The 14,047-nt window shown below is 45.5% G+C and carries 15 protein-coding genes and 3 pseudogenes; 15 read left to right on the top strand and 3 right to left on the bottom strand.

What is annotated here, in order from left to right; genetic code table 11:
- The 15 genes and pseudogenes from CWM57_RS25155 to CWM57_RS25070 form a co-directional block, all read left to right on the top strand.
- Window positions 1-289 (top strand): annotated as a pseudogene (locus tag CWM57_RS25155) (hypothetical protein); the annotation flags it as partial.
- Between the two features lie 55 nt (window positions 290-344).
- Entirely contained in the window at window positions 345-995 is a 651-nt protein-coding gene (locus CWM57_RS25150) for a DUF2726 domain-containing protein (RefSeq protein ID WP_060598856.1), read from the top strand.
- On the top strand, window positions 992-1,300 hold the full coding sequence (locus CWM57_RS25145) for a hypothetical protein (protein WP_070612642.1): 309 nt from the start codon (window positions 992-994) through the stop codon (window positions 1,298-1,300). Before CWM57_RS25150 ends, CWM57_RS25145 begins: the two co-directional genes overlap by 4 nt.
- Window positions 1,301-1,405: 105 nt before the next feature.
- On the top strand, window positions 1,406-1,957 hold the full coding sequence (locus CWM57_RS25140) for a phospholipase D family protein (protein ID WP_060598885.1): 552 nt from the start codon (window positions 1,406-1,408) through the stop codon (window positions 1,955-1,957).
- 319 nt (window positions 1,958-2,276) lie between these two features.
- Entirely contained in the window at window positions 2,277-2,555 is a 279-nt protein-coding gene (locus CWM57_RS25135; RefSeq protein WP_004199332.1) for a replication regulatory protein RepA, read from the top strand.
- A gap of 216 nt (window positions 2,556-2,771) precedes the next feature.
- Window positions 2,772-2,849 carry a RepA leader peptide Tap gene (gene tap, locus CWM57_RS28475; protein ID WP_099913970.1) on the top strand — a complete coding sequence of 26 codons (78 nt, stop codon included), beginning with the start codon at window positions 2,772-2,774 and terminating at the stop codon, window positions 2,847-2,849.
- Complete coding sequence (repA, locus tag CWM57_RS25120; RefSeq protein ID WP_004200825.1) at window positions 2,842-3,699, top strand: incFII family plasmid replication initiator RepA; 858 nt, start codon at window positions 2,842-2,844, stop codon at window positions 3,697-3,699. Before tap ends, repA begins: the two co-directional genes overlap by 8 nt.
- Window positions 3,700-4,771: 1,072 nt before the next feature.
- A complete protein-coding gene (locus CWM57_RS25100; protein WP_129306688.1) occupies window positions 4,772-5,362 on the top strand; it encodes a hypothetical protein in 591 nt (196 codons plus the stop codon).
- A gap of 3 nt (window positions 5,363-5,365) precedes the next feature.
- Window positions 5,366-5,659, top strand: coding sequence for a hypothetical protein (locus CWM57_RS25095; RefSeq protein WP_080929378.1), 294 nt, complete (start codon window positions 5,366-5,368; stop codon window positions 5,657-5,659).
- Window positions 5,660-5,998: 339 nt separating this feature from the next.
- A pseudogene (locus tag CWM57_RS25090) lies at window positions 5,999-6,316 on the top strand (SOS response-associated peptidase family protein); the annotation flags it as partial.
- Window positions 6,317-6,732: 416 nt separating this feature from the next.
- Window positions 6,733-7,086, top strand: a pseudogene (locus CWM57_RS25085) (SOS response-associated peptidase family protein); the annotation flags it as partial.
- Window positions 7,087-7,467: 381 nt separating this feature from the next.
- Window positions 7,468-8,700 carry a hypothetical protein gene (locus CWM57_RS25080; RefSeq protein WP_133122287.1) on the top strand — a complete coding sequence of 411 codons (1,233 nt, stop codon included), beginning with the start codon at window positions 7,468-7,470 and terminating at the stop codon, window positions 8,698-8,700.
- On the top strand, window positions 8,697-9,629 hold the full coding sequence (locus CWM57_RS25075; protein ID WP_100676519.1) for a hypothetical protein: 933 nt from the start codon (window positions 8,697-8,699) through the stop codon (window positions 9,627-9,629). The genes CWM57_RS25080 and CWM57_RS25075 overlap by 4 nt, the downstream gene beginning before the upstream one ends.
- A 526-nt stretch (window positions 9,630-10,155) precedes the next feature.
- Entirely contained in the window at window positions 10,156-10,347 is a 192-nt protein-coding gene (locus tag CWM57_RS28470) for an ECs_2282 family putative zinc-binding protein (protein ID WP_413773453.1), read from the top strand.
- A 366-nt stretch (window positions 10,348-10,713) separates the two neighbouring features.
- Entirely contained in the window at window positions 10,714-11,130 is a 417-nt protein-coding gene (locus CWM57_RS25070; protein ID WP_100676520.1) for a hypothetical protein, read from the top strand.
- Window positions 11,131-11,182: 52 nt separating this feature from the next.
- Here the strand turns inward: CWM57_RS25070 and CWM57_RS25065 are convergent, their stop codons facing one another.
- The 3 genes from CWM57_RS25065 to CWM57_RS25055 form a co-directional block, all read right to left on the bottom strand.
- Window positions 11,183-11,863, bottom strand: coding sequence for a hypothetical protein (locus tag CWM57_RS25065; RefSeq protein ID WP_049141606.1), 681 nt, complete (start codon window positions 11,861-11,863; stop codon window positions 11,183-11,185).
- Window positions 11,864-12,174: 311 nt separating this feature from the next.
- Window positions 12,175-13,200 carry an Abi family protein gene (locus CWM57_RS25060; protein WP_100676521.1) on the bottom strand — a complete coding sequence of 342 codons (1,026 nt, stop codon included), beginning with the start codon at window positions 13,198-13,200 and terminating at the stop codon, window positions 12,175-12,177.
- Window positions 13,201-13,341: 141 nt separating this feature from the next.
- Complete coding sequence (locus CWM57_RS25055) at window positions 13,342-13,923, bottom strand: hypothetical protein (protein WP_227520646.1); 582 nt, start codon at window positions 13,921-13,923, stop codon at window positions 13,342-13,344.
- Between the last annotated feature and the right edge of the window lie 124 nt (window positions 13,924-14,047).

Raw genomic sequence — 14,047 nt, 5'->3', positions numbered from 1 at the left:
CCGGGGGCTGTTGTATACGCCGGCGGTGATGCTGGTCGGTATCGGTATTCTCGCCTGGGGTTCCCCACAGGATGCCATCCAGCTGATTAATGCTCTTCGTAATATGCCTGCTGCGGAACTGGTGCATCAGATTGGTTTTGTCCTGTGCCTCGTCCTGCAGATTAGCGTCATATCAGTTCTGATCGCTGATGTTGTAGCCGGGAGAGGATTGCCGAATGTATTTCGCCGCGCGTTGCTCGACAGGCTGCCGGCAGAGTTCTGCCTTATCAGAAGAGGGACAGAAAGATGAGGACGACGACAGGAAAACGCATCGGGAAAGAAAGGAACATCAGGGAATAAAATACATGGCAAAGATATTAATGATGGCGGGCAGTACCGTTGTTGTGCTGAGTTTGCTGGGGTTTCTGGTGCTGCTTCTGAAAGGACGCGCAGTAACGAAGACTTCCCCGGTTCTGATGTCACTCAAAGCCCTGGGTATTCGCCCCTCAGAGGCTGAGCAACGGTTGTGTCGCCAGCAGGTCTGGGTGGGTAATGACACACTGATGACGCCACGGGAACAACATTTTTTCCGGGCATTACTGAGGCATACCAGCCGAAATCGCTGGCTGTTGTGTCCTCAGGTCCGGGTGGCAGATATTGCCACACTCTCTTCCCATATCCGGCCACGATCCCGGACCTGGTGGCAACTCTTCCGCATGGCATCACAGTGGCACTGCGATGTGGTCATCGTTGACATCCATACCTTCGCTATCATCGGCGCAGTTGAACTGGATGATGCCTCACATCTGAAAAAACACCGTATCCGGCGCGATATTCTGCTGGAAGAGGTTCTGAGGCAGGCCGGTATTCCACTACTACGCGATCGGGATTCAGAGAGGCTGGTAAGAAGGGTCGGAGAGTTTCTGAAAAACCGCGGAGCCGATGCTGCCGAAAAATCCATAACCGGTATGAATTCAACGACAGAGCATACTGAACGCAAGGAGAAAGAAAAATGATTATCGCCGCCGAAGTGAAACGTGATGAACAGGGGTACTGGACACATCCAGCGCTGGCACGCAGTGGTTGTGAAACTTCCGCAGAATTAAGCTACTGGCTCAGAACTCATAAACTTCAGTGCTTTGTGATGACAATGCGCGATGAAGCGCCTGAAGCCTTTGCTGCCGGATTTACGGATGAAGCCCCGGATGCCCTTGGCTGGATACCGGAGCCGCCGGATGATGATGGCTGGTTCCTGGGCTCTGTCCACGATACCGGCGACGGACCCGTCTGCTACTGGTTTCGGCATACCACAAAATCCTGACGCCTCCGCATGGCGTCGTTGTCCAACCCCGGGAACGGGGAAAAGCCAGTTTCCCCCGCTCCCGGCGTTTCTTAAAACACCCGTTAAGGAAATACTGTGAAAAAAATTAACCGTACACTCCGCAAATGTTGTCTGTCGGGGCTTATCAGCCTGGTTTTGTGTGCACCTGTTCCGGCCGTGTATGCCGCCAGCATCGAGACGGGATATTCTCCGGAAGGAACGGCTCTGCAGCTGGTCCTGAAGACTATTGATTCTGCACAGCAGGAAATCCGGCTGATGGGCTATTCCTTTACTTCACCCGAAGTCGCCGGCGCGCTTGTCAGAGCAAAACAGCGTGGTCTTGATGTGAAAGTGGTTCTGGACTGGAAAGCCAATACCGGCAAGCAAAACCAGGCGAGCCAGGCGGCCATGAATCTTCTGGTCAATGCCGGCATCCCGGTTCGCACAGTGTCGCAGTACAAAATCATGCACGACAAAGTCATCATTGCTGACGACCGCAATATTGAAGTCGGGTCTTTTAACTACACCCGAGCCGCTGATCGGGTCAATTCAGAGAACGTGCTTGTCGTGTGGGATGATCCAGTCGTTGCTCAACTCTATCTGCAGCACTGGTCAACCCGCTGGTCGCAGGGGACGGACTGGAAACGGGCTTATTAACGCTCCTCAGACATAAAACGAGCATCAATATGGTTCACTTACGTCCATGCTAAAGCGCCTGGTCCACACGTCGCTCGTATCTTATCTCTTAAGCCTTGCCCCTGAAGGTACTCACTTTAGTTCAGGATAGGGCTACTCTCCATCTCTCTTAAAAGAGGACATAGGCATCTCATTCAGTTGAAATTTGTACGCCAATACAAATTACAATTTTAGAAAGGATCTCTTGCAAATTGAAAGTAAGTTATTGATTTGCAGGATCTGAGAGTTCTGTAGTATCCTCCGTTCCGAAGACATTTCTGAGGTGTCAGGAGAGCGATAAATGTCACGTTCAGCAGATAAAACAACTTCCTCTACGAATGCAAAACGAGCATACCGGAAAGGTAAGCCAATGTCTGCCAGTGAGAGACAGCTTGCCGCAATTGCGCGTAAACGCGAAACTCATAAAGAAGTTAAGGTTTTTGTTAAAAACCCACTAAAGGACGTGATGATAGCGGTTTGTGAAGAAGAAGGTCTGACACAAGCCCAGTTTATCGAGAAACTCCTCGAGCGAGAGCTTACAGAGCGCGGCCTTATAGATGTAAAGACTTCACATTCTTGATCATGTTTGTATTGAGTGCTAGATTGTTGATGGTCTGAATAATTTTGGGTGTGCCACGCCGTAAGGTGGCAGGGAGCTGGTTCTGATGAGGTATCTACCCGGGACCAGAAAAGCAAAAACCCCGATAATCTTCTTCAATCTTGGCGGAAGGAAAAGATTAACGGGGCCTTTCAAAACTGCATAGAACGTGTTGCTCTATGCAGGGAGTATATGTACATGCACAGAAAACTTCAAGATCAGTTTCTGTGTCATTCGCTCCTTCCGTGCAACATAAGCGCAGGAAGCGGTGACTGATCTTCTTCAAAACCACTATTCACAGGTCAAAAACCCGAACCCGGTTTTCACGCCGCGAGAAGGGAAAAAGACCCTGCCGTTCTGCCGTAAGCTGATGGCGAAAGCCGGCGGCTTCACGTCTCGTTTTGATTTTTCCATTCATGTGGCGTTTTTGCGTTCGCTGGGTAAGCGTCACCGGATGCCACCCCTGTTGCGCCGGCGTGCAATTGACGCGCTACTGCAGGCAATGTGTTTTCACTACGATCCGCTGGCCAATCGCGTGCAGCGCTCGATTACCAATATGGCCATCGAGTGTGGACTGGCCACCGAGTCCAGGAGCGGCAATCTGTCAGTCAGTCGTGCCACCCGGGCGCTGAAGTTTCTGGCAGAGCTGGGTCTCATCACCTATCAGACTGAATATGACCCGCAGATCGGCTGTAATATCCCGACCGATATCACGTTCACCCCGGCCCTGTTTTCCGCGCTCGACGTTTCTGAGGTGGCTGTGGTGGCCGCGCGCCGCAGCCGTGTGGAGTGGGAAAACCTGCAGCGCAAAAAGCAGAAACTGAAACCGCTGGAGATGGACGAACTGATCGCAAAAGCGTGGCGGTTTGTGCGTGAGCGTTTTCGCAGCTATCAGGCTGAGCGTAAATCTCACGGCCGGAAGCGGGATACTGCACGGCGGGATGCATCACGGCAGCGTCATGACATCGAGACGCGCGTGCGTCAGCAACTGACCCGCGAATACGCCACCGGCCGCTTCAGGGGTGATAAAGAAGCGCTGAAGCGTGAGGTTGAGCGCCGTGTGCAGGAGCGCATGCTGCTGTCGCGCGGGAACAACTACACGCGACTGGCCACTGTCCCCATATAACATCACCTTCCTTAAAAAATCCGGCCGGCGCCGGAGGCTTTCGCACGCCTGTTGGCCGACTACTACGTATTATCTCATCTTCAGACCTGCATTCCTCACCATAATTCCGGTCTTCCTGGCGTCAAAGTGGCCTTAAATGTTATCGCCTGCGTCACTTCTGACGGCCGAATTCTGTTATCCACATATAACTGCAAGGGTGTATTTCATATAGCGCGAACCGATATTTTCGTAGAGCGCCAACCGTCGGGCTTTCAGGGCGCATGGTTCCTTTTAAACATCAGCTCTGTATCTCTTTTAAAGATCCTTTAATAAATCCTGTAAACACATAACCTGTTCATCGCCTGCCCTGTGGACAGGCTCAGGAGAATGCCCGCCCTTGCAGCGACCTGACGGTCTCGCCGGTTCGGCAACCTCAGAGAGAGCTCCCATCGCTTCGCGACGGGCCCCGACCGGAGAACCACATTAGTTACAACATTCAAAAGGAAAATCATCATAAAACCGGCGCCGGTTTGCCAGCCGGGTGCCCCTCCCCACCACTGAAAAGCGCCGCCGCCCCCGGCCGAAGGCCGGGAGTAATGTCGCTTTTAATAATGGGTGTTGTAACTACTCTTCTTCATCGCTGTGGGTGGAGCTGCGGTCAGTTGTCTGGTACACGCTCGTAAGCGGCCCTGCGGCCCGCTAACGCGGAGATACGCCCCGACTGCGGCTGTCGCCTTGTCGGGACCACTCCGACCGCGTACAGAGGCATCTGAGACGTTTTTAGCGGGTATAGCTTTGCAGGGAAGGGGGTGGGATAGGCAGAACCTGTCAAAACAGCAGCCGGCTGCGCCGGGCGACGGCGCCATTTGCCCTCGGTACTCCATGCTGCTTCAGCTGGCGCCTCCATGCCGCTGACGCGGCATCCGGAAGTTTCCCATGCTGTAGACTTTAACGTCTGCTTTGTGCCAGAAGCGGACGTCACTCACGATAGCGCATGTTAAATAAATGAAGAGCGAGCTAATATGAAAGCTTGAGTAAGGTAAAATAAAAATGGATAATGTTAAGGGTGCTAGTTCACAATGGGATGATTTTAATGTTGGAAAAAGCTAAAGATAATTGCATTCGAATATTATACATAATAATATGTGCTATTATTGTTTTCGTTTGTTATAAATATCAACATGATATAATTAGCATAAGTGAAAATTTGAACATGTTTTCATATTATGCTTCTGTTGCTACTGTTATTGCATTACTGATTTCAATAATGGAAATCTTGTATAACGTTAGTATTACAAAAAGCATTAAAACTCGCTCTCTATTTAATCTGAGTAAGTTCAAAGATGCAACTGGATTAAGTTATGCACATGAATGTGTATCTTACTATGATCAATGCCTCAATGATCTTGCGACAAAAAAATACCCACTTCTAGTGGCTAATTTTACTATAGCAAGAAAGTTACATATAAGCCTCGCCAATCACTTCATGACAGAAGAAGACAAAAAGGAATTTGATGACAAAAAAACGGCATTAAACGATTTAGAAAAGAAAATATTTTCGACTCGTCATATTAATGCTTCAAATCCTTTGGGCAACGCTCAGATTAAAGAGATCCAAGACGCATTACTCGAGGTAAAACAGAGATTTGAAACGAAATACACATTCAGAAAGTCAGAGGATTAACAGATGTTACCAAATACAATTGTAAATTTTGTAAGCCAGTTAGTTTCTGAGACTCAGAATGGTATCATTCATTGGAATTATATTTCAGATGAAGATAAAGTATGGACTAATTACCAAGGAATGCGAATAACTCTAGATTATGCATTCGATTTCAACATGGAAGTAGGTGTGCAAAGATTAAGCATCATACAGAATGATGGGAGACATTTTTTCTTTTCTATATCTGAATATGATTCGGGTTATACTTTATTGAAACAACTTTATAATGAAGCCCAAGCTTCGGATTTTAAATTCTAATATCAGGCCACACACGTGGCCTAAATATATTCAGCAAGCATATATTTGATAGTTATAAACATTCTACTTAAACGATTCATTCACTTTTGTTAACTTCCTGCATTCCAGTGAGGCCAATGTCTGTTCTTCGCTCATAGCAGACTGCGCTCACTAACCTGACCTTAAGGGAAGGGGGTGGATGAGGCAGAACCTGTCAAAACAGTAGCCGGCTGCGCCGGGCGACGGCGCAGTACTCCATTCAACTGCTGCAGGCGCCTCCATGCCGCAAAGCGGCATCCTGACCCCGGATCCACATCGATCACATCTTCTATAATTTCAGTCTGGCCAATGGAGGTAACCATGTGCGGACGTTTTTCGCAGTCAATGACGCGGGAAGAGTATCTTTCTCTCCTCGCCAATGAAGCCGATCGAAATATTGCCTACGACCCGGAACCCATCGGTCGCTATAACGTCGCCCCGGGTACCAGGGTGTTACTTCTGAGCGAACGCGACGAACAGCTGCAGCTCGATCCGGTTAACTGGGGTTACGCGCCAGGGTGGTGGGATAAACCGCCATTGATTAATGCCCGGGTTGAGACAGCAGCCAGCAGCAGGATGTTTAAACCTCTTTGGCAGCACGGTCGGGCGATCTGCTTTGCTGATGGCTGGTTTGAATGGGTGCGACGTGAAGTCGCATAAGTGATTGTTCGGAACATATATTATTACCGAACCTGCCGTCCCATCGGCAGTACCCTACGAGGTAGGGCGGACTGGTAACAGGCCGTCCAAAAGCCCTCGGACAATGTAGCCTTTACCATTTGGTAAGTGCCAGAATCGTGAGAAAACGGCATGCCTGCGAGCATCAACGCGGGTCGGAGCTAGGGGGAGTGGCATGGTTAGCATATGCGAACCTCGTTTACTATCGTCAACCATGAAGGGCCCAAAGATGCTGACAGGGCTCGATTGCGGTCGGAGCGGATGTCCCATTCTCATCCGCCATGGGCAAAGTGACCGCCGGTAGCGTAAGAGGAACCTAAATCTCACGCACGGTTCTTAGAGGGGGTGTCGGAGGTAACTTCGGCACCCTACTCGACAAGCGTGAAGGAGACAAGACGCAGCCCTATTTCATCCACCGTAAAGACGGCCAGCCAATCCTCATGGCCGCGATCGGAAGCACTCCGTTTGAGCGTGGTGATGAGGCGGAAGGGTTTCTGATTGTCACGGCCGCGGCTGATAAAGGTCTCGTTGATATCCATGACCGGCGCCCACTTGTCCTGGTACCGGACGCCGCCCGGGAGTGGATGAAACAGGACGTTTCGGGTAAGGAGGCTGAAGACATTGCTGCAGATGGATCTGTGTCAGCTGATCATTTCATATGGCATCCTGTAACGCGCGCTGTTGGCAATGTGAAGAATCAGGGACCAGAGCTCATAGAGCCCGTTGGCTGATGAGATGTCGGAGGCTGATCCGTGTTTTAAGGCTAATGTACGCATACATTAGCTTTAATTTGATTGTGTTAACCGTCAACTATTGTCCGCTTTGCGCTGTGAGTTCAACTATCTGGACAGCACCTTAATAAGGCCCACAACAATAGACATTTTGTATGTCAATTCCGACATCTGATGTACAAGATATTTGCTAAATTAAACAACGTATTAAATATAGGCATCTTAGATATATCGCTATATCGAAGTTCTATCTTGCTAACTTGACTTTTTTAAGAAAACGACTAAAAGTAAGTATGGCGGCGTAAGCTTAAAAATTTTTGAAGTATGCAAAAACAAACGCCTCAATGTAAAAAGATAAATACTTAAGCATTAGGAGGTACAGTGAAAAAATCACTTATCTTGTTACTCCTATTACATACAGCCAATGTCAATGCCTTTGCTTGGGTACCAGTTGCTATTACAGCGGCCACATATCTATTGCAATCCAACACTCCTAAAGGAGATGGAGGAATCAGTATATTAATAGCTATGAGTAATAACATCGCTAAAATAAATGAAGGTATTCAAGCTATAAATGCTCACATAGGGGAAATAAATGAAACATTAAAAAACATTCCAACAACCACCTTTGAGATAATTGAAAAGCAAAAAGTTTTGACTGCAGCGGATAGATTAACAAAATTACAAAACTCAAAGAAAAACTATGATCCACTACACAATAGACGAGCATACTATAGAGACATTTATGAAATATATAATAATGGAGAAAATGTTCAGAGTGACGTTTTAAATAACGAGTTCAAATATGCATTTGTGTTCTATGTTCCGGTGCTATTTATTATACAGAGTTCCGCTTATTCAATGCATACGGAGATGCTAACTGGTATTCCTGAGGATGAAATTAGTGAATATAGAATAAACAGAGGGATGTGGATAGAATCTATAAAGAGATATTTAAATTATTACAATCAACAAAACAACCCTAATGTTATTGGTAGTTTTTCATGGGCCTTGAAGGAAATAGAAAACACAAATAACTTCGTTTCAAAGGATTCCAGTGATTTTAAAAACTTAAGGGAAATCATTCAAAACAACATAAAAAAAAGAGAGTTTAATAGCATATCAGGTAATATGTGTTATCCAGTAGACGTTGAAAAAAGGACGTTTTATACAGAATGTCATACTCATGATTTTGATGAAAGTGGGTCAGGGGGACTAGATTGTCAAGGAAGTGAAGATTATTTTAAATACAATATTGCCGAGGTGAATTTTCGAGCTTTAGTTATCGATGGTAACACGCCAGAATTTGATAATCTTACTATTATTTATAGTGGAGAAGAACATAATAATGAATATAAATCAAACATTACTAATTATATGGAAAATATGTGTACTGAGTTTACATTTTCAAACCAAGACAGAATGAAAGAAAAAATAGCACTTCTACTAAATCAATACATTAATCATTCTTTAAAGTATATGTTACTTTTGAAAATTGATGAGTTAAACAAGGCAGTATCTAAAACTATCTACACTGAAGCGAAAATATTTATTCCAGAAAACGAGTTGAAACAATACCCATATGTCAAACAAATATTTGAGGTGTCTAAATGAAGTACTGGAGAGATATTTCTATTGGTCTTATGACAGATTTGCTTGTAAAAATTTCAGAGGCTCTTTATGAGAACTACAAGAAAAGAGTGAGTCTGGATGACAGTCAAATCTCAGCTTTAGTATCGCAATATAGAATATTAACACCCAACATTCAAGTTGGTCTTGAGTATGGTTTTTTATTCACCGTTGTAAAAAATAATGATTCACTAATTTTCCTACCCGTTGGCTACGGGATTAGCCCAGCAGATGCTATATTAATTAACAGGGTATCAATGGAAAAGTATCCAAACATTAGTGCTGATATTCAAAAAAGCAACGCTGCTAGCATTCAATCTATTGGTGGCGGAAGCATAGACAGTCAAGCATTGTGGATTAAATTCAATGCATATACTAATAGTTGGATTGCTACATCTATAGACTATAATAAAGCCATTCTACATGCCGATTATAAAATGGAGGGTTTGAAAAGCGCATTTTATTTAACGGAAAGTTCTGCTGGCATAAATAAATTAAAAAACCAAGCGATTTCTTACAGTGTTTTATACGAAAGTTATAAGACATTGCTCATCAAAAATAAAATAGATGATGAAATAAGGAAACTAATAGAAGCTAATGATGCAATGACAAAGTCCATTGAAGACTCATTAGAAAACTATCGAAAAATATCTGAAATGCAAAATTTTTTTAATACATGCTCTTTTGTGTTAAATATAGTGAGTTCCGCTTATAATATTTATAACAATAACACTAAATCAATCTCAGATTTGGAATATGAGAAGATATTATCATATCAAGAAGTAATGACGTCAGGACAAAACTCTGCCCAAATTAACATTGAAATAATTAGAAAGCTTACTCCTATTATAACAAATAAAGATTTACCTCCTAAAATAAGTTATGATGAAGACATTGCCCCTCTTCTAGACTAATTAAATCTCATTATTGCTATGGATGTCCCTTTTTTCGTGCCAATTTGCGCATCCAGTTCAGAGTTACGTTAAAAAAAGCATTCGTCAGGTTTGCTCCACCAACCCCCTCCGCACTATCTGGTTCAGTTCGCCTCAGCAGACCCAGCGATAGCGTGGCTGCTGAATTTTAGGAGTTCGTTGTTTGCGGGGAATCCAGAGGCCGGCTTTAACCATGAGCGACCGTACATAAAAACTTTGCTGTTACAATGCTACTACGCTTAATGCGTTTTATGTTAAATATCAATTACTTGTATCATTAATTTGTCATATATCGATGTGTTTGTCGTGTCGTGACAGCAAAATCAGAGATGTGACCCACTAACGAGGTAAGGGCTAAGGCCATGAACAAAACAGCACATGAAGTACAGACCCGCTGTATAGGGGGTTAGTTTGGAGGAAGTTCCGCTTATTACCCTGTTGCTTATGGTTTAGGTGTTAGGTTTTTTGCTTCAGGTGCATTCGGCCCGGCACGTAGATCCCCTAATGCATCAAATTCAAGTGCCCCGAGTGCGGTCAGGCACTAACTTTCAACGACATACTACATGGTGAAACAATTGATGAAATTAAAAATACGCCCTGCCCTTACTGTAATATGCTGATCAGCAAGGAAGAAATCACACGACAAATTCAGAGTAATGTTGCAAGGCGAATTGGGGCTATGCTCGGAGGACTAAAATAGCCCTTCGTGGTTCAGTCGAAGGAAAGGAGTCCGGTGTGTCATGACATCACGTGACAAGCGCTCACCGGGGAGCCGTACTGGAATTTGCTGGCGCAGATATTCCTAGCAGGTTTCTATGGAACGGCGGAACACCACAGATGCCAGAAGGCTGATCAGTCCAGGCAGGCTGTACTGAATGAGGGGATACCCCGGCGGCTGGGGTCCGCCATAGGGCGTGTTGGTACGCAATAAAACAAAGGGGGTTTATGCCTCTCTGTGAAAATTTTTCAGCACCTCTTTTTTTCACTTTTTTTATCCCCATTACTTATAAGCAGTTTCACTGGGGGCTAATCCCCTTTCTTATGGCAAGGTATAGCGTGGGGCTTTATGAGTGATGATATGATTAGGAAAAAAGTTGGGGACTTAGTCATTGAAATACCTTCTTCAATGATAGTCGACGGTGAAGTATTACCCTTATCCCCTTCTGACTTAGAGCCTGTATTTGCGGAAGGAGGAGATCCAGATGACAACACTCCTATTGGTTTTAATTTAGTTCATGAAGTTCCAGGCAATGGAACTGTGAATAACGGTATCTATGTTGATAATTGGGGTGAAACCCATGTAACATCAGGGCCATTAGACGAACGCGATGACTACGAACACCTTGATGATAGTCCGATAGATACCCACTTCACTCCTCCTGATGATTTTATTCAAAACGTCAACGTATATGTCGAATACGATGACGAGGAAGGAGAAGAAAGCGATGATGAAGAAAGCGATGATGAAGATCTAGACGATTAATCAGCTCTTATTCTAAAGGGCCCTTCCGGGCCCTTTTCTTATCTGAGGATTATCACTGCTTAGCTGTTAATTTCTCAATCTCTTGAGCAATAGCATGAGCCTGCATGGAAGTGAGTTCAATCATCGTTCTACGGAAATTAGCCCCGCCCCCGGTTAACTCTTTAAAGCGACGCGCGGAGATAGCCTTGAAGCCGGTTTTAAAATCTTTGAGTGGCTTAGCGTATTTATCATCAGCTACGCCGTAATGCGCGCTTTTCACAAGCTCGCCATCCACAACACCAGAAGCAATGATGCCTACGCCACTCTGATACAGATAGACCTTATCACCTTTAGAAAGCTGGCAGATGTACTCCTTCCAACCTTCGCAAAAAGCCGCAGCCTCTTGGTTTTTAACCATGTCGAAATGCGTTTCTACATCGTTGTTGTAGTTCGTATTCAACATGAAGGCTTTCCTATCAAGAAAGCTAGTTGCGCTGTCTTCACGCTGGTCAACTAGCTGCTCTTTCATTTCAGCACTAATCAGAGAGCGTTCCTTTAGTAGCTCATTCGAAGTAACTACCCCGGCCTTAATAAATTCGCTGATTAGCGAGCTCTTAGAGCGATCAAGACTTAAAGATAGTTCGTCCAACTCGTTGTTTAAAATGGTAGGGATGCGGATAGATATAGGCGCAGAAACGCTATCATCGACTTGATTAAAAAGACTATTTTTTAAAATTTCTTTCAGATCTGGCATGGGTAATCTCGCTATCTGTATGAATACAAATTGTATTTAAGAAAATGTAATACAAATTGTAGCTATCGTCAATTGAGTAACAGTCGGGCGGCAGCTGCGCTGCCATACAAAGCAGTCGTGATGCCACCATGCAGCATACAAAGCAGCACCGGAGGCTGCCCCCATGGAACAGACACCACAACAGAAAGCCGCCGCACCCAGATGTGGAGAGATCACCCTGATATGGGCGTGCGCCCGATTGCCGTAAATCTTGGCATCAAACCCGGAATCGCTCCGGGCTGGCAGAATAGGTTAATAAAAAAAGTGGGATATTAAATCAGGATGGAATTGTCAGTGCCGATGGTGATTACTGTCTGGCCCTCTTTTACAATCCGGATGAATTCGTGTTTTTCGAGTATCTTAATTAACCTGTTGATACCCTTACCACCGCGTGAAACCTTTATCTGCGCCTTGATTTTTTCCGGGGCAATGTAGCTGTTCAGCCCGTCCACCGAGCACAGTGCATAAAACCGCAGGTTTGCAGAATGCCTCAGGAAATTAGCCTTCCGGTCGGGGCTCATCCAGCCAATCATATCTAGGATGTCGTCGTAATGTTTCCTCAACAGACTGCAGCTGGCTTGCGTACCGTACACTGGTTTTGAGTAATCAGTTTTTCCTGTGGCGGGATTTCTTTGGTGGAATTTCCACACCGCTTCATGATGCGACAGACGGTTTCTCAGCTCCTTTATTTGAAAAAATGCGGCACAAATATCGGCGCGCGTGTACCCTGCCGGGGCATTAGGAAATACATGTGAGGTCAATGTAGGCCAGAGTAACCGGTCCCCGTGGGGATCTTCATAGGGGGCCGTCAACAACGTGGTCCAGAAACCAAAAGTGAGCCCGGCGATGATCCTGTCAGGGGTTGGTTTTTTACCTTCCTTACTAATCTGGCTTTTGGCCTGAGATACCAGATTTTCCTCAGTCAATGTTCTCGCCAGTAGCCTGTTGCTCCATTTATCCAGTAGATAGCCAGCAGCATCCTGACGATCTTTACGATTTCTGGCTCGTTTGTAGCGTTCCGAAGAATTGATTCTGTTATCACCCATATATTTCGGAAGACTGGTCACCCAGTTTGTGTTGGTATCCCACAAACCTTTAGCTCCCGCAGGCGGGAAAGACTGGATCGCGGTGTTAATCGCATTGCGAAGCGTTACCTCAAGGCACTGCATAGCGGGAAGCAACGCGCCAGCCAGCGCTTTGTTCCAGTGATAAGCAGCCATAACCTGAGCGGGCTTAACTTTAAGGTGCTTTCTGTATATATCCAGCCTTTCTGTTGTGATGTAGTGTTTTGCAGTCATGAATGAAGTCCTGAAAATACTATTGACGACGCCGTCACTTTATGGCGTAATTAGTTAATCAAGGCGGAGTCGCCTCTTTCAGAGGTCTCACGCGGAAAAAGTAGTCTGGAAAAGCCATCCCTAGGGGTGGCTTTTCTCGTTTCAGGGATCGGTGACTGGCAACAGGGATTTCACGGCTCTGATTTCATTAATCGCCCTGTAATACTGCTCTCGTTCGACAACAAACCACAGTGAAGTGTAGAACTGTGCGATGGTCAGCCCGTCCCGCCCGGCCACTTCACAGAACAGGGCCATTATCAGTGAGATTCCCTTCGGCAGAAACGGAACCATGCCGAAACGAAGCTGTTTCGAACGCAGTTCCAGATAGGGAATGTTGTTCATCAATACACGTTTGAGGTCGTCCTCGTTTTTCAGCGCGAGGATACGGCAGTATTCCCGGTTGTAGATCGGGGTAAGATTGCTTTCAAAGCTCTGCAATATTATTTCCCGATCAGTCATCCGGGCAACCTCTTTGTCCATCAGGGCCACCAGTTCACTGGAACGCACAAAATTCCCCAACAGATCACCGAATGTGGACGTCAGTAACTCAAGAACAAGATCGTTTTTGGATTTCCCCGTCAGGCTGGCCTGTTCTGTAATGGCCGTATCGATATCAGCAGGAATTTTTCGCAGCGTTATTACTTTGCTGGCTTCATCCATGACTTTATCAAGAAACTGACCCATAACAGAACCTGTAATCATCTATGTGGATTGGTTTTATAGTTTTATCTCACAATTGAAAATAATGAGTCAATATCAATATTTTGCATCAATTTATATATTTGATGTGATAAGTGTTTTTATGAAG

The organism is Klebsiella sp. G-Nf4, assembly GCF_002810615.1.
GTDB classification, from domain to species: domain Bacteria; phylum Pseudomonadota; class Gammaproteobacteria; order Enterobacterales; family Enterobacteriaceae; genus Klebsiella; species Klebsiella variicola.
This window is presented reverse-complemented; position numbering and strand designations above follow the sequence as displayed.

Excerpts from the sequence above, each read along its gene's own strand:
- CWM57_RS25150 (WP_060598856.1), top strand. The coding sequence starts at position 345 with ATGGCAAAGATATTAATGATGGCGGGCAGTACCGTTGTTGTGCTGAGT.
- CWM57_RS25145 (WP_070612642.1), top strand. The coding sequence starts at position 992 with ATGATTATCGCCGCCGAAGTGAAACGTGATGAACAGGGGTACTGGACA.
- CWM57_RS25135 (WP_004199332.1), top strand. The coding sequence starts at position 2,277 with ATGTCACGTTCAGCAGATAAAACAACTTCCTCTACGAATGCAAAACGA.
- tap (WP_099913970.1), top strand. The coding sequence starts at position 2,772 with ATGCACAGAAAACTTCAAGATCAGTTTCTGTGTCATTCGCTCCTTCCG.
- CWM57_RS25100 (WP_129306688.1), top strand. The coding sequence starts at position 4,772 with ATGTTGGAAAAAGCTAAAGATAATTGCATTCGAATATTATACATAATA.
- CWM57_RS25095 (WP_080929378.1), top strand. The coding sequence starts at position 5,366 with ATGTTACCAAATACAATTGTAAATTTTGTAAGCCAGTTAGTTTCTGAG.
- CWM57_RS25075 (WP_100676519.1), top strand. The coding sequence starts at position 8,697 with ATGAAGTACTGGAGAGATATTTCTATTGGTCTTATGACAGATTTGCTT.
- CWM57_RS25070 (WP_100676520.1), top strand. The coding sequence starts at position 10,714 with ATGAGTGATGATATGATTAGGAAAAAAGTTGGGGACTTAGTCATTGAA.
- CWM57_RS25065 (WP_049141606.1), bottom strand. The coding sequence starts at position 11,863 with ATGCCAGATCTGAAAGAAATTTTAAAAAATAGTCTTTTTAATCAAGTC.
- CWM57_RS25060 (WP_100676521.1), bottom strand. The coding sequence starts at position 13,200 with ATGACTGCAAAACACTACATCACAACAGAAAGGCTGGATATATACAGA.
- CWM57_RS25055 (WP_227520646.1), bottom strand. The coding sequence starts at position 13,923 with ATGGGTCAGTTTCTTGATAAAGTCATGGATGAAGCCAGCAAAGTAATA.